The sequence below is a fragment of the Actinoplanes derwentensis genome (assembly GCF_900104725.1).
GTDB classification, from domain to species: domain Bacteria; phylum Actinomycetota; class Actinomycetes; order Mycobacteriales; family Micromonosporaceae; genus Actinoplanes; species Actinoplanes derwentensis.
Genome location: NZ_LT629758.1, coordinates 1,511,732 through 1,533,067, shown reverse-complemented (window position 1 = coordinate 1,533,067; position 21,336 = coordinate 1,511,732). Strand labels below are relative to the sequence as shown.

The window sequence follows — 21,336 nt, the reverse complement described above, 5'->3', positions numbered from 1 at the left end:
ATCAGGTGCCCGAACTAGGGTCGATGGGTGAGGGAGATCCTTCAGACGTTGCGGCGGCGGTCGTTCGTGGGCCGCGACGACGAGATCGCACTGTTCCGGGCCGCCCTGGGCACTGCCGGTGTGCTGTTCGTCCACGGGGTCGGCGGGGTCGGCAAGAGCACGCTGCTCGACATGTTCGCCCGCACGGTCCCCGACTCGGTCCGGGCCGACGCCCGATATCCGGACATGCTGCCGGTGCCCGCCGCCGGTGCGTGCCCGGTGTTGCTGATCGACACCTACGAGCTGCTGGAACCGGTCGACGACTGGATCCGCGAGCAGTACCTGCCTTCGCTGCCGGCGAACTGCCTGGTGGTGATCGCCGGTCGCCGCCCGCCCGGCCCCGGCTGGCGCGCGGATCCGGCGTGGCGCGAGCTGACCCGGATCATCGCGCTCGGCAACCTGCCGGCCGCCGACGGGCACGCCTACCTGGACGGCCAGGGTGTACCGGCCGGCGCCCGGGACCGCCTGATGACGATCAGTCGCGGACATCCGCTCACCCTGTCGATGCTCGCCGACGCGGTCCGGCGTGGCGCCGACCCCGCCCGGCTCGACGACCTGCCCGACGTGGTGGGAACGCTGCTGACCCAGTTGATCGACACGATCCCCGATCCTCGGCACCGGACGGCCCTCGAAGTGTTCGCGCAGCTCCCGGTCACCACCGCGGACGTGCTGCGTTCGATGGCCGGAGACGACTCCGGCGAACTGTTCGACTGGTTACGCGCGCAGCCGTTCGTCGAGGAGAGCCGCTACGGCATCCATCCGCACGACGTGGTCCGCGACGCCCTCAACGCCGACCTGCGCTGGCGTGATCCGGACCGGTTCGCCGCCCTCTACCGGGCGAAACTCGAAGCGGTCCGCGACCGGATCCTGGCGACCGCCGACGACCGGGAACGCGTACACCTCGTCGTACTGGCCGTGGTCCTCAACGGCGCCCGCTCGCCGCTCGCCGCCCTGAACTCGCTGCCCCCGACGATGCGCGCCTACCCCGACCGGCTCCGCGACGGCGACCGGGAACCGATCCTCGCGATGACGACACGCTGGCAGGGCGAGGAGCAGGCCGGGCTCGTCGCGTACTGGCTGGATCGCCGCCCGGAGGGTTTCCGGGTCTTCCGTTCGGCGGCCGGGTCGCTGCGCGGCTTCGCCGCCCGCTTCACCGTCGACGACCTCGAACAGAGCAAAGACCCAGGCCTCAACACCATGATCGGGTACGTGTTCGAGCACGGTCCCCCACGGTCCGGCGAACACGTACTGACCTGGCGCTTCTTCTTGGATCGTGACCGTGGGCAGGAACCGTCCCCGTCGCTGACGCTGTTCGTCGCCTGCCAGATGCTCGACATCATCACACTCGGCCCGGAGACCGCATGGACGATGGTCGGCGCGTTCACCGACGCGACCCGCTGGACACCGGCGATGGAACTGTTCGACTTCTGGCCGGCCACCGAGTTCACCGTCGGCGGCACCCGTTTCCCGGTGTTCGCACACGACTGGCGGCGTACCGGCCTGGCCGAATGGGTGGATCTGCTGCATGCCCGCCAGCTCGGCGCCCCGGCCCGCCCCGCCGGAGCGGACCTCGGTGACCCGGTACTGTCCCGGCCGGAGTTCACCGCCGCGGTCCGGTCCGCCCTGCGCGACCTGAACTCTCCGGACCTGTTGCGGGAGAATCCGCTGACCCGGTCACCGCTGGTCCGGCGGGCCACCTCCGGAGACTCGCTTCGGGACCTCGTCGCGGCGGCCGCGGCGACGTTGCCATCGGACCTCCACCTCCTGATCAGCCGTACGTTCCTGGAGCCGGCCGGCACCCAGGAACGGGTCGCCGTCTCGTTGCACCTGTCGTTCAACACCTACCGCCGCCACCGGGACAAGGCAGTCGAACAGATCACCGCCTGGCTGTGGTCACGCTGACTTCGCGTCCTTTCGCCGGATCGAGTAGTGCAGCACCATGAACGGCAGCCCGTAGAGCGCGAACGCGTGCTCGGCCCTCAGCTCCCCGTTCTCGATGAAGACGTCGAGGCGTTCGGTGAATCCGGGCACCGCGAGCGTGGTCAACTCCCGGGTCGCCGGGTCGATGTACGTCAGGTAGTGGCCCGGATGCGCCAGGTCGCTGCTGCTCGTCAGAACGAGGCCACCACCGGGGCGGGGCATCGGCAGCAGAGTCGCGGTGAAACTTCCCTGCGGCACCGGGAAGCCGACACTCACATAACCCCGGCCCTCGTGCCGATACGTCGTGTAGATGCCGACATAGATCGGCTCGTCGGTGTCGGCGAACGAGCGGATCCATCCCCGTACGGCAATCGGCCCTTTGTCGTCCGGGGTGATCGTGTCGATCCGGCTCCGAACACCGCGAACGGTCTCCCGCTGGTTCATCGGCACGTTGGCCTGCCCGACCGGCCGGGCCACCAAGGTCCGGTAGAGCAGGTAACCCGGCCGCACCCAGGCCCGCCACTCGGGGACGATGTCGAGCTTGAACCGGGTGGTCCGCTCATAGAACTCACGCACCAGCGGATCCACCCCGGCCGGGTCGAACTGCGGACCGGCCAGGTCGTCGAGCGAGCCGACGATCCCCACGTCCTGCGCGTCCGCCCGGTAGTCGCCGCCGACCACTTCGGCGAGATCTCGCACGTAGTCGACACCCACGTACCGGGTGCGCGCCTCCAGCGGAACCACGAACGGCAGGTCCTCGGCCCGTACCCGCTCGGCCAGCAGTTTCACCTGCGGTTCCCGGAACAGCACCGCCGACAGCATCCGGAATCCGACCACCGCACTGGCCGCCACCGCCGCGGGCGGTGCCTCCCGTCCGGCTGCCAGACGCCAGGCCACTCCCCCGGCCACACCGACGACCGGACCGAGCGCGACCTTCTCCGGCCGCAGTCCGAGCGCCCCGGCCGACGCGCCGGCGGCAAGCCCCACGACCACCGGCCCGGCCTTGCTGACCCGGGCACCGAGCCACCCGGCCGACGCCGCGATCGCACCACTCATCGCCACCCGCGACCACCAGGCCGGCAGTTCCCCGGGCCGCTGCCGGGCCCGCGCCGCCGCCTCGATCGCCACCAGGCCTGCCGCCCCCGCCAGCCCACCGGCCACCGCCGCCCGGACATCCCGGCGTCCGGTGACCGCCGCCCCCGCCAAAGCCCCGGCAATCCCCGCGAACACCAGCCCACCGGCCGTACGGCGCGCCGCTCTCTCCACCATGGCCGCACGCTAACAGCTCAGCCCCCAACGGCCGTCGCAACACCTGACCGCCCGGCCGGCCCAGGCCATCAGCCCCTCTTGTGCCAGGCCCTACGGTAGAATCCATGCCCGACGCGACGGCATTGCTTCCGGTCAATCGAATACAGGCCTGAGGGGTTGGTCAGATGCTCTTCCAGAACCCTGCCGATTTTTGCGCTGAGTACGCCAAAGCGAACAGCGGCAACAAAACCGGTGAGCACGGCGAAACTTCGACACTGGACATGGTGACTGTCGTCAGCGAGACCCCGGACGCGGCGCGGGTCGAGGCGAGGTGGTTCACGTGTGGTCACGCTCCGGATGCCGGCTACTACGACGTTTTTGAGCGCACCGCATTTCTCCTGGTCAAACAGCACGATGGGTGGCGCCTGGACTCCGAGGAAGATCTCGGCTACGAGGAGTGACAGGATGACCCGGTGAACGAAGAGAGTCGAGACCTTAGCGCACGGCTGGCGGTCCTCGACGGCACGATCGCCGAGCTCGTTCACAACGGCAAGGTCGCCGGCTGGCTGGCCGTCCAAACCGCGCCATTCAGGAATCTGTTCTTCGTCAAGCAGGCCGGATGCTGGCTTCTGTTCACCTGGGCAGACGGAACGGCCGAGATCGAGGAAGACTACCCACCCTTCGCTCTCCTGCGGCTGCGAACAACCCCGCCGTCATCAGGGCCCGTATGAGCCCGACCGGTCGGTGGGTGGGGCGCGGAATCTTTCGAGTCGCTCAGCCGGGATTCAGGTTCGCACCAGCTCGTGGGCGAGCATGTCCATCAACAGGCCGTCGTGCCAGTCGCCGTCGGGCCCGCGCTCGTACCGTCGCATGACTCCCACTTGCCGGAAGCCGATCGTCGCGTAGCAACGGATCGCCGCATCGTTGTCCGCGGCGGGATCGATCACCAGACGATGGTGACCCCGGTCGTCGATCAGATGCCGGGCCAGGGTGCGAACGGCGTCGCTTCCCAGCCCGCGACGGTGAAACGCGGGATCAAGGTAGATGTCGATACCGGCGTGCCGGTAGTCCGGGTCGTCCTCCTCGCTCCACTGAATCGCGCCGACGACCCGGTCTTCGAACAGGATGACCAGCAGATGCACACCAGGATCAGCGAGATCCGTGGAGACGACACCGGCCAGATCATCGCCGCCACCCCATCGCCGGTACACCTCTGGCGTCGACCGGATCCGCGTCAAGCTCGGAACATCGTCCCCAACCGCTGGTCGGAGCCGCACCCGTGCGCCCGAGAGGGTTACTGTGTCCATTCCGCGAAAATACCCGGCACCCCGGAACGCGCTGCAGGAAACCGGCCCTCTGAGTCCCCTGCGCGTATGAGTACTGAGCCGGCCGTACCGGCTGCTGCGTCCCGGTGTCGGCGAGTATTTCGCTCTCGGGGCTCGCGCTGGGCGCGTTGCTTCAGGCGTCTGTCGGGGTGACACCCCTGGCTGGGCTCGGCGACCCGCCGCGGTGTGGCAGTCGCTCGTCAGTCCCGCGCTCGACCTGGTGCTGCGGAGTACGCCGCGGTGGCCGGCGACCCCACCCTCGCGACGCCCTCCAGTCCAGTCGGACACGGCGTTCGCCTTCGCCGCCGGTGTGAATCCTCTCAGACCCGCCGCCAATGGCGGTTACTCTGCATAACGGTACCTATACGAGTTGGACTGCTTTGATATGTTCTCGAACCATGCTCTCTCGTCGATCCCTGTTTCGCGGCGCCACCGGCCTCGCCGTCGGGTCTCCGCTGGCCGTGGCCGTGGCCGGCCCGGCTGCCGCTGTCTCCGCCACCACTCGCCCGACCGTGCCGCAGACCATGTCGGCGGCCCGGGGCACGATCCCGGCCGGCGTCGCGGTGACGCCCACGCTCCCGCTCACCCACCTGTCGGTCGCGGGCGCCGATTCGGTACGGATCAGGACCGTGGACGGCTGGCAGCCTTGGCAGCCGGTGACCGGCTGCCCGTGCGGCCCGGACGGCTCCGCGGTACGGCGCCGCACTCTGGTTCCCGCCTCCGGGGCGCTCGACTACGAGGTACGCGGCAACGCCGTGCGGGTCACCGAGGTGAACACCGTGGACGGCCCGGCCCGGGCGACCGCCGCCCCGGAGGCTCCTCTGCCGCTGTCGGCGCCGGCCGGGTTCCGTCCCCGCTACCTGAGCCGGGCCGCGTGGGGCGCCGACGAGGCGTACCGCCTCAACCCGGACGGCACGCTGGACACGCCACCGGCGTTCCACCCGGTGCAGACGCTCACCGTGCACCACAGCGGAGAGGACGTCCCGGTCTCGGATCCGATCTCCCACATCCGTGGCATCTACTACAACCAGGCAGTCGTCAACGACTGGGGCGACATCGGCTACCAGTTGATCATCGACGAGAAGGGCGTGGTGTACGAAGGCACCTACTCCGACGAAGGCCCGGTCCCGGTGTTCGGGCCGGACCTCGGCGGCGACGGCCTGCCGATGATGGTGAACGGTAGTCACGTCGGCGGCTTCAACGCCGGCAACATCGGCATCTGCGTGCTCGGCAACTACATGACGGCCCCGCCCTCGGCCGCGGCGACACGATCGCTGACCCACGTGCTGGCGCTGCTGGCGGCGGCGACCCGGCTCGACCCGCTGGGCACCACGAACTATGTGAACCCGGTGTCCGGGGTGTCGGCGACCATCGCCACGATCGCCGGCCACCAGGACTGGCACAACGCCAACCCTGCGGCCGGAGCGACGCTGTGCCCGGGCGACCACCTGTACGCCCTGCTGCCCGGCATCCGGGCCGGCGTCGAGGCGCTGATGCGGAGCCTGCCGGCGAGCTGAATCGGCCGTTCGGGGGGATCGTGATCCATCGTGGATAGCGTGCCCGCGTGCGTTCAATCGTCGATGCCCACGTGCTGCTGATCGGCACCGGTGACCACGACACCCGCCCGGTGGAGACCGGCTCGTCGACGTACCGTCGGTCGCCACCACGCTCGCCGACCTGCGAGCAGCCTTCACCGAGCAGTGCGCGCTGCTCGCGGACCGGGTACGCGTACTGCACGATCCCGCCGATCCGGTCGGACGGGATCGGGCAGTACGTCATCGGTCACGGCCTGGTCAGCCTGCCCGGGGCGCTGCATCCGGCGCACCTCCGGCGAGAGCGAAACCGTACCGTTCGGCGGCCTTGAGCCCGACCCGAGGCCGCCGGACGTGAACGGATCCACCTACGCGGCAACCGGCCGGGTGGCGGCGGGTCCGAGAACAGCTCCTGCCAGCGCCGCCGCGGCTGCGACGGCAACCACGGAGTGGGTCACAGCCGGAGAAGCAGGACACCGTCGAGCCAGGCGTCCAGATCCACGACGCCGTCTGCCTCGCTGAGCACCACCTTGTACATGCCGGCCGAGCGAGCGGATCGGCCCAAGCCATGGACTGCGCGGCCCGACCAGTCGAAATGACGTGGCGCAGGCGGGCATCGCCGGTCACGCTTGTCGGGTCGCGGCCCGATCTGCCGGGATGTCGCCGGTCAGGGGACAGTTTCCGGCGAGCCGAAATTTCTCGGCTGCTTTCGCTCATTGACTACGCCGGGTCGTCGCCCCCGAAAATGGCGTTCTGTAGTTCGTCCGCATGCCGAGCCACCTGATGACAATGTGCGGCGAGCTGCCGGCTCGAGGTCCCGGTCAGCGGGACAAAGGACTGAGTGACGATTTCCGGTACGCCCGCGGCCCCCCGTACCAGGGCCACACGCCCGAACCCGGGCCGCCCACAACCCGCCAGCAGCATCTCCGGCGTGATCAGGGCAGACCTCGAACCGACAGTCGATTCCATTCCGCAGAGCAGAACCCCTTCGTGATCCGCACCGGTTTGGCAGAACCGGACATCGCCGCCCTAGCGGCCCGGATCGAGGACACCATCGTGCAGCCCGTCACGGTGGACGGCGTACCGGTCGCGGTCGGCGCCTCGATCGGCGTCCTCGTCCCGGCGGGTCTCGACCTCGAAACCGGTGCCCGCACCGAGGACATCGTCAACGACCTCCTCCGGACCGCCGACGTAGCCATGTACGAGGCGAAACGCGACGGCGGAGGCACCCGGCTCGTGAGTACGCCGCCGTCTGACCGCCCACCGCCGCAGGCGTTGGGGTAGACATCTCCGGCATGGTCGCTGTCGACGCCGGCCATGGCGCCGGCCAGGGCCGACGCCATGGCCGTAGCTTGAGCAGCGCGTCCTGGACCAGATCGTCGGCGTCGTGATGACTCCCGGTCAGCGTCGGCCCGGACAGCGGATCCGCATCGGCGAAGAATTGAGGTGTTACACCTGAGGGTCGATGCGACATATCCAGATGTGACTTCCGAGGAACACTTTCGGCGCCTGCACGACGCGGCGTACACCGATCTGATGCGCTTCGTCCGGCGGCGGGTCCCCGACGACGAGGTCGACGACATCGTGTCGACCGTCTTCATGATCGCCTGGCGCCGGCTGGGGGAACTGCCCGGCGACGCGGTGCCCTGGTTGTTCGGGGTGGCCCGCAACGTGATGGCCGCCCAGTCCCGGACCCGGAACCGGCACGCCGTCGTGGACGTGCGCATGGTCTCCGACGACCGGGCGCCCGGGGTGGTGGCCCGCATAGATCTCGTCCGCGCCTGGTGGACGCTGAGTGCCGCCGACCATGAGGTGCTTGCGCTGGTGGCGTTCGACGGGCTGACCGACACCCAGGCGGCGACCGTGCTGGGCTGCCGCCCGACCACCTACCGGATGCGGTTGAGCCGGGCCCGCCGCCGCCTGCGCGACGCCATGTCCCAGCCCGCACCCCGGCCCGCCCCGTCCTGGAGTCCCGCATGAACGAACTGGAAGAACTGTCGGCGCTCGACCCGTCCCGCGACTGGGAACCGGATCCCGCACGACGGGCCCGGTCCGCAGCGTTCGTCGACGAACTGACCCGATCCCCCGCCCAGACGGGTTTCGCCACCCAGACGGGTTTCGCCGCGCGCTGGCGGCTCGTGGTCAGCGTGGCCGCCGTCGCGTGTGCCGCCGTGGTTGGCGTGCTGGCCGTGCCCTCGCTGCTCCCGGGTGACCTCGACGCCGCCTACGCCTCGTGGACCCCGGTCCCGGACCGGCTGACCTCCACCGAAGCCCTTCCCGAGGCCCAGCAGTGCGCCTCCGGATGGTCGACCGGCTGGATCCGGCAGCCGACAGCCGGCGACGTGCTGCTCGCCGAACGGCGCGGGATCGCCACGACCCTGCTCATCGCCAAGGACGACGACGGCCTAGTGGTCTGCGACATCCTCGACCCCGCGGACGGAGTGGCCGGGGCGTCACTGCTCGACCCGGAGTCGCCGGTCCCACCCGCCGATCAGGTGAGCGTCATATCGCAGGGCGCCGGCGGTAACGGCACGTGGTATTCGCAGGTGGTCGGCCGGGCCGGACCGGGTGTCACCGATGTGGACGTGATCCTGCCCGGCGGCACCACGATCCGGGCGACCACCCGCGCGGGCTGGTGGCTGGCCTGGTGGCCCGGCCGGGAGGGCAACGGCAAGGCCGACGAGCTGCGGTTCGTGGTCCACGGCTCGGCGGGCCCGATGACCTACCGCGAATCCGAACTGCCGCCGGACTGAAGCCGGTCGAGGACGGCACGGATGAACGGCGCCTTGGCCGCCCGACAACGCCGCCGGTCCGTGTCGTCCTCGGCGGCCGGCGCGGTCTTGATCCGGCCGTAATCGGCCGCGGCCTCCGGACACGACCGCAGGTTCTCGACCCGTACCCGCTCGCGCTCGAAATCGGGTTTCCAGGCAGTGTCGTAGGACACCATTCGAATCGGGTCCTGCCGTTCCGCGTCCGGCATGCCACCATGCTACGAACCCCCGATGACGGCGTCCCGAGGAGCACTGATGGCCGACCCGCAGACGGTCCGGGCCGTGGTGGCCCGAGCCGGTTTCACCGTCGAGGATTTCGTGGACCCCGCGTTTCAGCCGGAACCGATGACCGTGTGGAAACCGTTCATCCGCGCGTCGGTGGTGCCGGCCGTCCGGATCTCCGACCACGAAGCCGACCCCGACGGTCACCTGGACCGTGAATGGCTTCGCCTGAGCAGGGAGAACGGCACGATCGCCGACGACGGAACGGTTCTGCTCTCGGTCGAGGGCGCGGGCCGCCTGCCGTGGCTGCGGGTCCGGATCGGCACGGTTGCACCCCGCGCCAGCCGGGTCGGGTTGCCCGGCCAGTCGATCGGTTTCGTCGCGCTCTCCCCGGACGGCCGCTGCGCCACGTCGGTGAGCACCGAGGAGTGGGAGACGTGGATCCTGGCCGCCGACATCCCGGCCGGGCCATACCGGAAAACCTGACGCATTGAGCACTGTCGACGGTCATGTGACCATGACCTGGTGCGCAGGGTGGTGTATTACCGCGGGCCGACCGCCGAGGTCACGAACGAACACTTCGTGCACTACTCGGCGGACGGCCAGGACGCGTTCGCGATCGCCGAGATCAGCGACGTCACCACCGAGGCTCTCGACGGCCCGTGGTGGCGGCTGTGGCGGCGGTCCCGGGGCTTCCGTCTGCGGGCCTGGCACCGCGGCATGGTGGTGGTCATCTACGAACACCCGGATCCCCGGGTCTTCAACATGGTGTGCCGGGCGTTACGGCGCGCCTTGGAGAATCACCCCGGCAACCACTACTGATCAGCGGCCCGGAGGATCGCCACGAGGAAGTCGGCGACCGGGGTGAACGGGCGCAGATCCCAGGTGCTCAGCAGCAGCTCGGGGGCGAGCCCGCCCGTCTGGGCGTCAGCGAGGAAGTCGTCGAACTCGTAACCGCGGCCCGCCCCGAAGCCGACGACGGCCCGGCCGCCCTCGGCGAGGTGCCCGGCGAAGCCCCGCAGGATGCCGGCCCGCTGCGACGGCCCGGCGAACGCCATCACGTTGCCCGCGCACACGATCAGGTCGAACCGGCCGGGCAGGGCGAGGGTGCTGAGGTCACCGACCTGCCATGACGAGCCGGGATGCTGTGCCTGCGCTTCGGCGATCAGGGTGGCGTCCAGGTCGACGCCGGTGACCCGGTGCCCGGCGGCGGCGAGGCGCCCGCCGACCCGGCCGGTGCCACACCCGGCGTCCAGGACGTCGGCTCCGCGCGGCAGCATGGCGTCGATCATCCGGGCCTCACCGCCGAGGTCGTCGCCGCGGGATTCCATGATCCGGAACCGTTCGATGTACCACTGGGAGTGGCCCGGGTCAGCGGCGATCTTCTGAAGCCACAGGTTGTCGGTGGAAGGCGAGTCGATCATCGTTTCACCGTAGCCCGCGCTCTAGGGCGAAGTGGCGTTCGCTGAGTGCGAGAAGTCTCCGCTGGGTGTCGGGGTCATGGGACACCGGCGGTGTGGTCGTCGCGATGTCGCGGTTGAAGTAGCCGCCGGTCACGCCCGCCAGGCGGGGATCGGTGGCGAGGCGCAGCGTGCCCTGCGCGCCCTGGGCCGGGGTGAGGAGGCTGCGGCGGATCAAGGCACGGAACGGGCGCATCGGTACGGGGATCAGGTCATCGATGATGTCGGTGGCCACGATCCCGGGGTGCAGGGCGTTGACGGTCACCCCGTCGGCGGCGAGGTCACGGGCCACTGCGTGACCGGCGGTGACGGTCATCAGCTTCGCGCGGGCGTACGCCTGGAACGGCACGAACCCGGCCACCGGGTTCAACTGGGCCAGGTCGTCGACGCCGGTCAGGTCGAGGGTCGCCGGGCGGGGACGACCGGCGAGTTTGACCTGGCGGGTGTCGTTGAGGGTGTCGCTGGCGACGTTCACCACGCGCGCCCGGCCGCGCCGGAGCGGGCCGTCCAGCAGGGTCATGAGTCCGTAGGCGGCGAGGTAGTCGAGGGCGATGTGCATCTCGATGCCGTCGGCCGAGACGTGGTGTCCAGGGAAGTGGGCTCCGGCGTTGTTGATCAACAGGTGGATCCGGTCGTGCCGGTCCGCGATCATCCGCGCGGCGGTCCGGACGTCCTCGCGGCGGGACAGATCTCCGGTGACGACCTCGAACCGGTTCGCTGCCAGCGGTTCGATGCGGGCCGGGTCGCGGGCGATGATGATCACGTGTGCGCCCGCTCGGGCGAGGTCGGCGGCGATGATCTGGCCCATGCCGCCGGTCGCGCCGGTGACGACGGCGACCTTGTCCGTCAGGTCGGGGATCGCGGTGTTCATCGGGTGATCCGCGGATAGGCGTGTGCATATCGCGGGGTCTCGGCTTCGTCGATCAGGAAAGCGGCGAGGTCGGCGCGGCCGATGGCACTCCACAGCCGGATAAGCAGGTCGGTGCCGGCCGTGTACCGCCCGATCGCGGCGTGGCTCGACAGCTTCGGGGGCCGCACGATCGTCCAGTTCAGACCGGAGGCAGTGATCAGTGGTTCCATCGTTTCCTTGTCGCGCATCCGCTCGGCCACGTTGGCCCACACCGCCACCGAGTACAGCGACCGGTCGTGGGTCTCCAACACGCCATGGGCGCTGACCGCGATCAGGCGGGTCACCCCGGCCGTGTTCATCGCGGTCACCGCCGATCCGATGCCGTCCGAACAGACCGTCGTCGGTCCCTTGCCCGCGCCGCCCAGAGCGCTGACCACGACGTCGGCCCCCGGCAGGGCGTGGACGAGGGCAGCGGTGTCCGTGACGTCCGGCCAGATCACTTCGGTCAGCCGGTCCCGTGGCCCGAACGTGCCCGGTCGGCGGACCAGTGCCACTGCCTTGTGCCCTCGCTCCAGCGCGGTGGACACCACGTGCCGTCCGGTGGCGCCCGAGGCGCCCAGGACGACGACCGTCATCTCTTGCGATACAGAATGTCTCACAACTCAAGCATGGACGTCAGCTCGACTATGAGTCAAGTCGTCTCATAAGATGGTTGGGTGCCCACCGAAAACGATCCCCGGTTCCTGCGCAGCCGGGAAGCGATCCTGCACGCCGCCCGTGACCTGCTCCTGGAGAGAGGACCCGCGGCGGTGACGCACGTCCAGGTCGCCGAGCGGGCCGCGGTCGGGCGCGCCACCGTCTATCGGCACTGGCCGCGCGCCGAGCTGCTTCTCATGGAGGCGATGGCCACCGTCCCGATGCCGTTCTTCAGCGACCCCACCGTTCCGACCAGGGACTGGTTGCGCCGGGAGCTGACGGCGATCGCCCGGCAACTGGACCTCGACGACGTGCGCGCCGTGTCCACGACCCTGGCCGGCACCGCCCTCTGGGACACGGACATGGATGCCCGCCGCGCCCAGTTCGCCGGGGTCCTCACCGACCGGCTCGCGGCCGCCCTCGACGGCGCCCAGACGCGTGGCGAGATCACCCTGGCGATTCCCAGCCGGGACGCCGCCGCCCTGGCCATCGGGCCGATGTATTACCGCAGCACGATCGAGCACTCCCCCACCGGCACCAACCTCATCGAGGCCACCATCGAAGCGCTGGGCACCTGGTCCACCGCCTCGTCACCGCGTCAGTGACTCCAGGGACCGCAGGCTCGGGATCGGCGACCGCAGGAGCCAGAGACACGACAGCACCCCGCCGGCGGCGGCGATCAGCAGGGTGGGCCGGAGGCCGAGCGAGCTGCCGAGCAGGCCGCCGATCACCGCGCCGAGGGGCCGGGCGCCGTAATTGATGGTGCCGAAGACGCCGGAGACCCGGCTGCGCATGTCATCGGCGATGACGGCGGTCTGCACCGAGTTCAGGTTGATGTCCAGGAACATCACGCCCGCACCGGACACCGCCTCAGCCATGGCGATGATGGTCACGATCAGCCACTGCGGCCCGCCGGCCAGGGCGATCGCGGCGACCGGCGCCGGGAAGAGGATCGCGCCGGCCACCACCATCCGGCCCACGCCGTAGCGGGCCGACAGCCTCGGGGCGATCACCGCGCCGAGCAGGGCACCGGTCGCGCCGAGACCGAAGGCGAGCCCGATCGGCCCGGCCGGGAGGCCCAGTTCGCGGCTGGCATAGAGGATCACCAGCGCCTGGGCGACGAACCCGAAGAAGTTGACGGTGGTGACACAGGCGAGGGCGGCGCGCAGGTATCGGTGGCCGAGCACGTAACGCAGCCCGGCACTGACGCCCGCGACCAGCGACATCTTCTGTCCGACCGGAAACGGCTCGGTACGGATGCGGCTGATCAGGAGAGCGGAGAACAGGAAGGAGACCGCGTCGACGAGGATCGCGACCGGAGCGGTCAGCGCCTGGATGAGGAATCCCCCGGCCGCCGGTCCGGCGACGAACGACGCGGACCGGCTGGTGCTCAGCTTGCTGTTGGCGTCGACGTAGCGGTCCCGGTCGACCAGGGTCACGAAGAAGGACTGGTACGAGCAGGAGAACAGCACCTGGCCCGCCCCGGCCAGCAGCGCCACCCCGAAGAGCTGGGGCAGACCGAGAGCGCCCAGCCAGTACGCGACCGGAAGGCTGAACAGTGCGGCGGCACGGAGCAGATCCGCGAGCACGAGCAGCCGTCTGCGGTGGGCCTGACGGTCGACCCAGGCGCCGACCACGACCGACAGCAGGTTGGGTGCCCAGATCGCGGCGATCAGCAGCCCGACCTCGATCGGGGTAGCGGCCAGCAGGGTGACCGCGATCAGCGGCAGGGCCAGCTCACTGATCCGGTCGCCGAACTGGGAGATGGTCTCGCCGGCCCAGAAGGAGGCGAACCGGCGGTCGCGCCACAGCGATCCCGCCATCACTGCGCTTCGGGAAGGTAGTGCCGCAGGATGCGGACCCGGCGCGCGTCCTCGGGGGTGTCGGCCTTAGCGCGCCGCACATATCCACCCAGTAGTTCGTCGATGTCGCTCTGGAGCTTGTCGAGTTCGGCGGCGGTGAGCCGGACGCCGGTGTTGGACGGCCCGGAGAGACGGCGCCAGGTGTGATCGAGCGCCGGCTCGGTCTCGGCCCACCAGCGGTCGATCTGCTGGCGCGCGGTCTCCTCCACCTGCCCGGCCAGCATCCGCACGGCATTCTGCGACTCGTCGTCCTCGGCGAGTTCGACGGTGAATCCGCGGGCGGCGGCCTTCCAGAAACGCTGCCGCCCGCCGCCCTGGTCGGCGTCCATCACGAACCCGAACGTCGCGAGGTGCCGCAGATGCCAGCTGACCACCGAGGGAGTCGCCCCGACGTGCGGGGCGAGCTGGGTGGCGGTCGCGGGGCCGTTGCGCTGCAGATATGTCAGTGCGGCGAGTCGGACGGGATGGGCCAGCGCCCGCATCGCCTGCGGATCGGTGATCCTCAGGTCACCGAACGGATTAGTGAGAGACATCTTTCGAAAGTAATCTCTCAGGTCCTAGATGTAAAGCGCCGACAGCTCCGCGCCGATGCGGGCCAGCTCGGCACGGACCTCCGGCGGGTCGAGGACCTCGACCGACGAGCCCCAGCCGCTCAGGGTGCGGGCGATGTCGCGGGGTTCGGGAGCGCCCACCCGGACTCGGGCACGGCCGTCGGGTAGCAAGTCGAGCAGTTCGCAGTGCCGGCCGAAGTGGTCGCGCAGCACCCACACGAAACGGTTCTCGATCAGCAGCGTGGCCTTCGTGCGGGCCCGTTTCCGCTCGACCTCGCCGACCACCTCGCGCCAGGCCTCGTCCAGGTCGAACGCGGGCGGTCGCTCGAAATGCGAGCCGATGACCTGCAGATCCGTGAACCGGTCGACGCGGAAGGTGCGGCGGCCGCCGGAGGTCCCGGCGATCAGGTACCAGACGTCGTCCTTGTCGACGACACCCCACGGGTCGGCTTCCCGGGACTCGCCACGGTAGGTGAACCGGATCCGCTGACGGCGCACCACTGCTTCCTGGAGCCGGTCGACGAGCTCCGGCCGGGGCCTGTCCCGTTCGCCCCAGCCCGCCGGGTCGACCAGGGTGGACTCGGCGGCCGCCGCGGCGTCGGCACGAAACGGGGCCGGCAGTGCCCGTACCAGCTTGCGCAGTGCCGAACGAACGTCGGGTGCGGCTCCCGCGACCGGACCGGCCAGCAGGAACAACGCCCGTGCCTCGGCGGCTGACAGGCCGGTCAGGTCGGTGCGCGCGCCGCCCACCAGCGACCAGCCGCCATGCCGTCCGGGCTGCGGATAGACCGGCACACCGGCTGCCGACAGGGCCTCCAGGTCCCGGCGGGCGGTGGCGACCGAGACCTCCAGCTCGGTGGCGAGTTCAGCGGCGGTCACCCGGCCGCGGGTCTGCATCAGCAGAAGGGTGGCGACGAGACGGTCAGCGCGCATGTCAGTGAGGTTGTCAGGAAAAGTGCTCAGAAGGTGAGCACTTCAGCCACCAGAGTGGTCCGTGAGAGAGACAGGAGAAGCCCCATGCTTCGTGGATTCACCACCGTCACGTTCTTCGCCGACGACCTGGACGCGGCGCGCGCCTGGTACTCGGCACTGTTCGGGATCGAGCCGTATTTCGTGCGTGACTCCGCCTACCTGGAGTGGCGCGTCGGCGACCACCAGAACGAATTCGGCATCCTGAACAGCCGGTTCGCCCCGCACCCGCACCGGCCGGAGGCGTCCGGCGCGATCGTCTACTGGGCCGTCGACGATGTCGAGGCGACCTACCGGCGGCTGCTGGAACTCGGCGCGACCGAGCACGACAAACCCACCGAGCGAGGGCCGGGGTACGTGACCGCCTCGGTGCTCGATCCGTTCGGCAACGTCCTCGGCGTCATGTTCAACCAGCACTACCGCGACGTCCTGAAAGCCTGCGGGGGAACGTCTAATGTGCAGGAGTGATCGAGATCCGTCCCTATCGTGCGGCTGACCGTGCGGCCCTCTACGACATCTGTGTGCGCACCGCCGACGCCGGGGGCGACGCTCGCGGCCGGTACGACACCGACGCACTGATGGGCGACCTGTTCGCCGGCCCTTACGCGCACCTGTCGCCGGGGCTGGCGTACGTCGTCGACGACGGTGGCGAACCGGTCGGCTATGTGGTGGGCACCGCCGACACCGCCCGATTCGCCCATCGTTATCGCACCGAGTGGATCCCGCTGCTCGGCGACCGCTACCCGGTGCCGCCGGCGGGGCCGCGCACGCCGACCGAGGACATGGTCGCTCTGCACCATCACCCGGAGCGGATGCTGGTGCCCGGCTTGGCGGGATATCCCGCACACCTGCACATCGATCTGCTGCCGTCGCACCAGGGCCGGGGCTGGGGACGCCGGCTGATCCAGCGTTTCGTGTCGGTGGTGGACGCCCCGGGCCTGCACGTCGGCATGGTGACCGCCAACGTGCAGGCCCGGGGCTTCTACGATCGGCTCGGCTTCACCGTTCTCCCGGTCGCGGACCCGGGTCCCCTCACCTACCTGGGACTTCGGCTGCGGACAGCCCGCCGGTCCACGCAGGCGCAGAAGTAGCCTGCGGGGCGCATCCGGCCCGGCGGTCGCGGGTCGGCCCCGCGCCGGGATCACCTCGCGCGGACGTGGCGGGACGGGCCGTTGTGGTTGTGGGGCCCGTCGGGCGTACCGCCGCGGTGAAGTTCTCCTAAGGACCGCCCACCTGGGCGGCGACCTCGGTCCGGGAGGAGATGTTCAGTTTTCGGAGGATGTTGGAGACGTGGACGGCCGCGGTTTTCGGGGAGATGTAGAGGCGGCGGGCCAGTTCGGTGTTGGTGAGGCCGTCGGTGATCAGAATCGCCACCTCGCGTTCGCGTGGGGTCAGCGTGGACGGTCCCGGCGCAGCATGATCGGTTTCGGTCAGGCCGAGGCGGGTGCGGACGCGTGCCAGGTCCGCCAGCCGCCAGCCGCCCCACTGCGCCAACAGCGTCGCCGCCGCTTGGGTAGCGGTCGCCGCCTCGCCGGGGCGGTCCAGGGCCAGCAGGCAGCGGGCGGTGTTGACGTGGACCGTTCCCCGGACCACCGGTCCCAGGATGTGGGCGTCGGCGATCGACAGGTAGCCTGCGAGGGCCTCGGCGTGGTGGCCACGTGCCTCCGCCAGCTGGGCGTTCACCAGGATCCGGTTGCTGTCCCACACCTCGCCGTCCAGCAGCGCCCCAGCCAGACGATCCAGCATCTCGGTCGGCAGGCCCAGTTCCAGCGCGGCCGCGATCAGGTCGTGGGCCTGTTCGCCGCTGCGCCACAACTGTTCGGCCAGGGCCTTGACGAACTCGTTCATGTTCGCCTCGGCGCGCGGCAGATCGCCGCGTCGGCAGGCCAGGTGGAAGGCCAGTCCCGGGATCGTGGTCGGCGGGTTGTTGGGCAGCGCGGCCAGGTCGGCGATCAGGCGCTCGACCCGGTCCAGTTCACCGGCCTCCAGGTAGAGACCGGCCAGGAACACACCGTGGTACTCGGCCCAGCGACCCCGGCGCCGGTAGTTGCGGTCCCGTTCGCGGCCCTCCTCCAGGGCCTCGATCGCCGCGTTCAGATCGCCGGTCCGCAGCGCGAGGCGAGCCCGGCCGCGGTAGTAGGTGGCCACCGAGAGCTGCTCGAACCCGGCCCGTTCGGCGTCGACCCGCATCCGTTCCAGAACCGCGGCGTGCTCGGTCGGCGAGGTGGGCGGCTCGCCGTCGACCAGGGCGTGCAGGGCACGGGCGGCCAGCACCCACTCACCGGCGGCCTCGGCCTCGTCGATCAGCCCGGACAGGATCCGGCGGCCCTCAGCGGTGGTCCGGCTGCGCTCGATGAGCATCGAACCCTTCTCCACCAGCGCCGCCAACCGCACCGCCGGCAGGTCGAACTCGTCGGCCAGCGCCAGCGCCCGATCCGACCAGAGCAGCACCGTGTCGACCTCGTCAGTCAAATAAGCCGACTGGGCAATAGCGGTCATCGCCCGTGCCTGATCGGCGCCGGGCGGTAGCTGCGCGATCAGGGTCTCGATGTCGTGGGTCAGCGTCCGCACCTCGCCGGGCTCCCGCAACTCCCACGCCAGCCGCACCAGCAGGTAGAGCGACTCGGCCCGCTCGGTGGCGGTGCCGGCCAGATCCCGCCAGCGCCGGCCGTAGCGGATGGCGTCGTCGAGCAGCCCGGCCAGCCACGCCGACCGGGCGGCGAACGCCAGCAGTTCGATGTCGTCGGGCAACTCGTCGAGACCCATCTCGGCCAGTTGCAGCGCCTGGTACGCGGACCCGATCGACAGGTACAGCGCGGCACCCCGGCGAGCCGCGGCGATCATGTCGTCATAACGGCCGGCCCCGCACGCGTGATGCGCCACCATGGCCGGATCGGAAGAGCCACCCCGCAGCAGTACGTCCAGCGCCGCCTCGTGCAGACGCCGCCGCTGCCGGCCGAGCATCTGACTGCCGATCGCCTCCCGGACCAGTGCGTGCCGGAAAGCGAACTCGTCGACCCCCGACTCCACCAGCACACCCCGGGTGACCAGGTCACGCAGCACCAGGATCAGCTCGTCCTCACCGGCATCGGTCACGTCGGCGAGCAGGTCGAACGGGATCCGGTGACCCAGCACGGTGGCCGCCTCGACGATCCGGAGACTGACCGCCTCCAGATCCTCGACCTGACGGCGCAGCACCTCGGCGAGACTCCACGGCAGCGGCTGCTCGACCAGCGCGTCCAGGTCGACGCCGGGCAGTGCACGCAGAAGCTCTTCGAGAAAGAACGGATTGCCGCCGGTACGGTGGTGCAGCGCCGTCACCGCCCGCATCGAAGCGGGTGCACCGGTCGCGGCCGCCAGCAGCGCCGCGGTCTGCGACGGAGTCAGCCGATCCAGGCGGACGTGACTGACGGCATGCCGTCGTTCCATCCGCGCGAGCAACCCGGCCACCGGCTGACGGCGGGTCACTTCCTCCGGCCGGTACGTGCCGATCAGCAGCCTCGGGCCACGCTGGTCGGCGATCCGCTCGAACAGTGCCGCACTCTCCGAGTCGGCCCAGTGCAGGTCCTCGAAGACGATCACCGCCGGGGCGTCCCCGGTCAGGTCGGCCAGCAGCGACAACCCGGTGTGCAGCCGCTCGACCGGGCTGCGCCGCGCGTCCGTCAACGCGTCGAGCTGCTCCTCGTCCACTTCCGGGCGCCCGTCGACGGCGTCCAGCAGCACCTCGTACGGGCGCGACAGCGAACCCGGTTCGGCCTGCCCGATCAGCACCACCGTCTCCGCCGGCAGTGTCGCCAGCAGCTCGTGCACCAGCCGGGTCTTCCCGATCCCCGGCTCACCGGCGATGATCGCGACCGCCGGCTCCGACGACGAAGCGAGCCGCGCCAATCGACGCAGCTCGCTCTCCCGGCCGATCATCACCGGGCTGGCACCACCGCGGACTGTTCGCACGACGCCAGGGTACCGGTGGGCTGTCGGCGGACCGCCTCCTTTTTCCGCCCGCTGCGCGCCCGCCGGACCAGCGTCAGCAACCGGTCCCGGTCAGCCTCCGCCGCCCACTCGCGGTGGCGGTCGTTCACCAGATCCATCAGAACGCTCGGATGCACCAGCATTTTCCTCTCCCGTCGTTCACCGATAAGTAGATCCTCGGCGTCACGACCGGCCGGCACATCGGGAGCGGCTACCTATGTTCGCTGGTCAGAACCATTTAGATGAGGCGCGGGTGGCATCTAGGTATGCCTAGACGTCCTGCACAGACCGGGAGAGGACACAGAACTCGTTGCCCTCCGGATCGGCGAGGACCACCCAGGAGACGTCCGGGCCCTGACCGATGTCGGTCTTGCGGGCGCCGAGGGCGAGAAGCCGCTCCACCTCCCGGGCCTGGCTGCTGCCGTCCGCGCGCAAGTCCAGGTGGAGACGGTTCTTGGCGGTCTTGCGTTCGGTGACCCGGACCACGTCGATCGTCGGCCCGGCACCGGCGGGCGGGCCGATGCTCAGCACTTCGCCGTCGTCCTCGACGATCCGCCAGCCGAGCACGGCCATCCAGAACTCGGCGACCCGCGGTGCGTCCAGGGCGTCGATCGCGATCGTGGCGATACGGCTGGTCATCACCCATCTATACCCGCGTCAGGCAGCTCTCGACGGCCGAATGCTGCGGGCACTGGCGGCCACGAAGATCGCCAGTACCACCGGAATCCACAGGGCCGTGGTCAGTCCGACGACGGTCGCGACTGCACCGATCGCGATCGGGCCGAGCAGGAAACCGAGATAGCCGATGCTGACCACTGTCGACAGCGCCTGCCCGGCCCGTCGGGGGTCCACCCCGGCGGCTGCGGTGAAGAACTGTGGCGCCACACACGACAGCCCGAGACCGAACAGTCCCCACCCGGCGATCACCGCCACCGGATGTGCCAGCACCAGACCGGCACCGAGACCCGCCGCGGCGAGCAGCCCACTGGCCCGGATCACGGCGACCGGCCCGAACCGCCCGGCAGCCCGGTCTCCCACAAAACGGCCCAGGGTCATCATGATCGCGAAGGCTGCATACCCGTACGCCGCCGCTCCTTCGGAAGTGCCCCGCTCGTCACGCAGGTGAACCGCGCTCCAGTCGGCGGCCGCGCCCTCACCGACGAGGGTGCAGACCACGACGATCCCGTAGAAGACCAGCAGCATCCGCCGGCCGCCCGGCCTCGCACTGCCGCGTCCCGCACTGTCGCGCCTCGTGCCGCCCGGTCCCCCGCCGCCCGGCTCCGTGCCGACCAGCTCCGTGCCGACCGGCTCCCGCTCGTCACCGGGCGGCGGCGATGATCGCAGCACCCATGCCGACGCAGCTGCGGCCAGCATCACCGCGGTCAGTCCGACACTGATCAGAGTCACCGCGACACTCACCCCCGCATGTGCGAAAACGCTGCCCAGGATCGCGCCGAGGAAGCCTCCGATGCTGTAGATCGCGTGGAACGACGACATGATCGGCCGGCCCCGCTCCCGCTCGACCTCGGCGGCGTTCGCGTTCATCGCGATGTTGAGGGTGCCGTGCACCGTCCCGAAGACGAACAACGCGACCGACAACGTCACCAGCCCGTCACTGAGCCCTGGCGGGATCAGCAGCACACCCTCCAGCAACGCGGCCGGAATCAGCACCCGTGAACTGCCGAACCGATCGGTGAGCCGGCCGACCAGCACCATCCCGGCGATGCACCCGGCGGCGAACGCCAGCAGCGCAACGCTGAGCCGCCCGTCACTGAGCCCCAGGCCCTCCTTGACTGCCGGGATGCGAGCGGTCCACACCCCGAGCGCGGCCCCGAACAGCAGGAAGATCAAGGAGGTGGCGACCCGGCCACGGCGCACGCGATCCATGGCACGGACCCTAGCGGGGACCTCTGACAAAATCG

At 70.2% G+C, this 21,336-nt stretch carries 26 protein-coding genes; 13 read left to right on the top strand and 13 right to left on the bottom strand.

Going from position 1 to position 21,336, the window contains the following annotated elements; all coding sequences use genetic code 11:
- Positions 1-27 precede the first annotated feature (27 nt).
- Complete coding sequence (locus BLU81_RS06875; protein ID WP_092542650.1) at positions 28-1,941, top strand: ATP-binding protein; 1,914 nt, start codon at positions 28-30, stop codon at positions 1,939-1,941.
- On the opposite strand, the gene BLU81_RS06870 is transcribed toward BLU81_RS06875, so the two are convergent.
- Positions 1,933-3,228: a hypothetical protein gene (locus BLU81_RS06870; protein ID WP_092542648.1), complete on the bottom strand. Its 1,296-nt coding sequence runs from the start codon at positions 3,226-3,228 to the stop codon at positions 1,933-1,935. The genes BLU81_RS06875 and BLU81_RS06870 overlap by 9 nt on opposite strands.
- A gap of 164 nt (positions 3,229-3,392) precedes the next feature.
- Between BLU81_RS06870 and BLU81_RS06865 the strand changes: the two genes are divergently transcribed.
- On the top strand, positions 3,393-3,668 hold the full coding sequence (locus tag BLU81_RS06865) for a hypothetical protein (protein ID WP_092542645.1): 276 nt from the start codon (positions 3,393-3,395) through the stop codon (positions 3,666-3,668).
- A 12-nt stretch (positions 3,669-3,680) separates the two neighbouring features.
- A complete protein-coding gene (locus BLU81_RS06860) occupies positions 3,681-3,938 on the top strand; it encodes a hypothetical protein (RefSeq protein ID WP_092542643.1) in 258 nt (85 codons plus the stop codon).
- A gap of 54 nt (positions 3,939-3,992) precedes the next feature.
- Here BLU81_RS06860 and BLU81_RS06855 read toward each other — a convergent pair whose 3' ends face one another.
- Positions 3,993-4,514, bottom strand: coding sequence for a GNAT family N-acetyltransferase (locus tag BLU81_RS06855; RefSeq protein WP_092542641.1), 522 nt, complete (start codon positions 4,512-4,514; stop codon positions 3,993-3,995).
- A gap of 416 nt (positions 4,515-4,930) precedes the next feature.
- Here BLU81_RS06855 and BLU81_RS06850 point away from each other — a divergent pair, with 416 nt between their 5' ends.
- The 5 genes from BLU81_RS06850 (at position 4,931) to BLU81_RS06825 (ending at position 8,817) form a co-directional block, all read left to right on the top strand.
- Entirely contained in the window at positions 4,931-6,049 is a 1,119-nt protein-coding gene (locus tag BLU81_RS06850; protein ID WP_092542639.1) for an N-acetylmuramoyl-L-alanine amidase, read from the top strand.
- 47 nt (positions 6,050-6,096) lie between these two features.
- Positions 6,097-6,396 (top strand): hypothetical protein, encoded by a 300-nt coding sequence (locus BLU81_RS06845; protein WP_157751349.1) that lies wholly within the window; start codon positions 6,097-6,099, stop codon positions 6,394-6,396.
- A gap of 658 nt (positions 6,397-7,054) precedes the next feature.
- A complete protein-coding gene (locus BLU81_RS06835; RefSeq protein WP_092542633.1) occupies positions 7,055-7,348 on the top strand; it encodes a hypothetical protein in 294 nt (97 codons plus the stop codon).
- Between the two features lie 198 nt (positions 7,349-7,546).
- Positions 7,547-8,044, top strand: coding sequence for an RNA polymerase sigma factor (locus tag BLU81_RS06830; protein ID WP_197686142.1), 498 nt, complete (start codon positions 7,547-7,549; stop codon positions 8,042-8,044).
- Positions 8,041-8,817 (top strand): hypothetical protein, encoded by a 777-nt coding sequence (locus tag BLU81_RS06825; RefSeq protein ID WP_092542631.1) that lies wholly within the window; start codon positions 8,041-8,043, stop codon positions 8,815-8,817. Before BLU81_RS06830 ends, BLU81_RS06825 begins: the two co-directional genes overlap by 4 nt.
- Here the strand turns inward: BLU81_RS06825 and BLU81_RS06820 are convergent.
- On the bottom strand, positions 8,787-9,044 hold the full coding sequence (locus BLU81_RS06820) for a GrpB family protein (RefSeq protein ID WP_092542629.1): 258 nt from the start codon (positions 9,042-9,044) through the stop codon (positions 8,787-8,789). The two genes, BLU81_RS06825 and BLU81_RS06820, sit on opposite strands and share 31 nt — an antisense overlap.
- Before the next feature lie 22 nt (positions 9,045-9,066).
- Between BLU81_RS06820 and BLU81_RS06815 the strand changes: the two genes are divergently transcribed.
- Positions 9,067-9,543 carry a hypothetical protein gene (locus BLU81_RS06815; protein WP_172890503.1) on the top strand — a complete coding sequence of 159 codons (477 nt, stop codon included), beginning with the start codon at positions 9,067-9,069 and terminating at the stop codon, positions 9,541-9,543.
- Between the two features lie 39 nt (positions 9,544-9,582).
- Positions 9,583-9,879, top strand: a complete 297-nt coding sequence (locus BLU81_RS06810; protein ID WP_157751348.1) for a hypothetical protein — start codon at positions 9,583-9,585, stop codon at positions 9,877-9,879.
- On the opposite strand, the gene BLU81_RS06805 is transcribed toward BLU81_RS06810, so the two are convergent.
- From BLU81_RS06805 to BLU81_RS06795, 3 genes are read right to left on the bottom strand one after another with little or no spacing between them, the layout of a single operon-like run.
- Positions 9,873-10,481: a class I SAM-dependent methyltransferase gene (locus BLU81_RS06805; RefSeq protein ID WP_092542623.1), complete on the bottom strand. Its 609-nt coding sequence runs from the start codon at positions 10,479-10,481 to the stop codon at positions 9,873-9,875. The genes BLU81_RS06810 and BLU81_RS06805 overlap by 7 nt on opposite strands.
- Before the next feature lie 4 nt (positions 10,482-10,485).
- A complete protein-coding gene (locus BLU81_RS06800) occupies positions 10,486-11,388 on the bottom strand; it encodes an SDR family NAD(P)-dependent oxidoreductase (RefSeq protein ID WP_092542621.1) in 903 nt (300 codons plus the stop codon).
- Positions 11,385-12,002, bottom strand: coding sequence for an NAD(P)-dependent oxidoreductase (locus BLU81_RS06795; protein ID WP_092542619.1), 618 nt, complete (start codon positions 12,000-12,002; stop codon positions 11,385-11,387). Before BLU81_RS06795 ends, BLU81_RS06800 begins: the two co-directional genes overlap by 4 nt.
- Positions 12,003-12,083: 81 nt before the next feature.
- On the opposite strand from BLU81_RS06795, the gene BLU81_RS06790 reads away from it, so the two are divergent.
- Positions 12,084-12,668: a TetR/AcrR family transcriptional regulator gene (locus BLU81_RS06790; RefSeq protein ID WP_092542618.1), complete on the top strand. Its 585-nt coding sequence runs from the start codon at positions 12,084-12,086 to the stop codon at positions 12,666-12,668.
- On the opposite strand, the gene BLU81_RS06785 is transcribed toward BLU81_RS06790, so the two are convergent.
- The 3 genes from BLU81_RS06785 to BLU81_RS06775 are packed head-to-tail and all read right to left on the bottom strand — an operon-like array spanning position 12,654 to position 15,409.
- Positions 12,654-13,886 (bottom strand): MFS transporter, encoded by a 1,233-nt coding sequence (locus BLU81_RS06785; RefSeq protein ID WP_092542616.1) that lies wholly within the window; start codon positions 13,884-13,886, stop codon positions 12,654-12,656. The two genes, BLU81_RS06790 and BLU81_RS06785, sit on opposite strands and share 15 nt — an antisense overlap.
- Positions 13,886-14,458, bottom strand: coding sequence for an ArsR/SmtB family transcription factor (locus BLU81_RS06780; RefSeq protein WP_092542614.1), 573 nt, complete (start codon positions 14,456-14,458; stop codon positions 13,886-13,888). Before BLU81_RS06780 ends, BLU81_RS06785 begins: the two co-directional genes overlap by 1 nt.
- 24 nt (positions 14,459-14,482) lie before the next feature.
- Complete coding sequence (locus BLU81_RS06775; RefSeq protein WP_092542612.1) at positions 14,483-15,409, bottom strand: helix-turn-helix transcriptional regulator; 927 nt, start codon at positions 15,407-15,409, stop codon at positions 14,483-14,485.
- 84 nt (positions 15,410-15,493) lie between these two features.
- Here BLU81_RS06775 and BLU81_RS06770 point away from each other — a divergent pair, with 84 nt between their 5' ends.
- Positions 15,494-15,913, top strand: coding sequence for a VOC family protein (locus BLU81_RS06770; RefSeq protein WP_092542610.1), 420 nt, complete (start codon positions 15,494-15,496; stop codon positions 15,911-15,913).
- Positions 15,910-16,536, top strand: a complete 627-nt coding sequence (locus BLU81_RS06765) for a GNAT family N-acetyltransferase (protein ID WP_092542608.1) — start codon at positions 15,910-15,912, stop codon at positions 16,534-16,536. The genes BLU81_RS06770 and BLU81_RS06765 overlap by 4 nt, the downstream gene beginning before the upstream one ends.
- A 127-nt stretch (positions 16,537-16,663) precedes the next feature.
- Here the strand turns inward: BLU81_RS06765 and BLU81_RS06760 are convergent, their stop codons facing one another.
- The 4 genes from BLU81_RS06760 to BLU81_RS06745 form a co-directional block, all read right to left on the bottom strand.
- On the bottom strand, positions 16,664-19,396 hold the full coding sequence (locus BLU81_RS06760; RefSeq protein ID WP_231954247.1) for an ATP-binding protein: 2,733 nt from the start codon (positions 19,394-19,396) through the stop codon (positions 16,664-16,666).
- Positions 19,363-19,557 carry a hypothetical protein gene (locus BLU81_RS06755; protein ID WP_092542604.1) on the bottom strand — a complete coding sequence of 65 codons (195 nt, stop codon included), beginning with the start codon at positions 19,555-19,557 and terminating at the stop codon, positions 19,363-19,365. The genes BLU81_RS06760 and BLU81_RS06755 overlap by 34 nt, the downstream gene beginning before the upstream one ends.
- A gap of 127 nt (positions 19,558-19,684) precedes the next feature.
- Positions 19,685-20,053 (bottom strand): VOC family protein, encoded by a 369-nt coding sequence (locus BLU81_RS06750; protein WP_092542602.1) that lies wholly within the window; start codon positions 20,051-20,053, stop codon positions 19,685-19,687.
- An 18-nt stretch (positions 20,054-20,071) separates the two neighbouring features.
- Positions 20,072-21,301 (bottom strand): MFS transporter, encoded by a 1,230-nt coding sequence (locus BLU81_RS06745; RefSeq protein WP_092542600.1) that lies wholly within the window; start codon positions 21,299-21,301, stop codon positions 20,072-20,074.
- Positions 21,302-21,336: the final 35 nt, after the last annotated feature.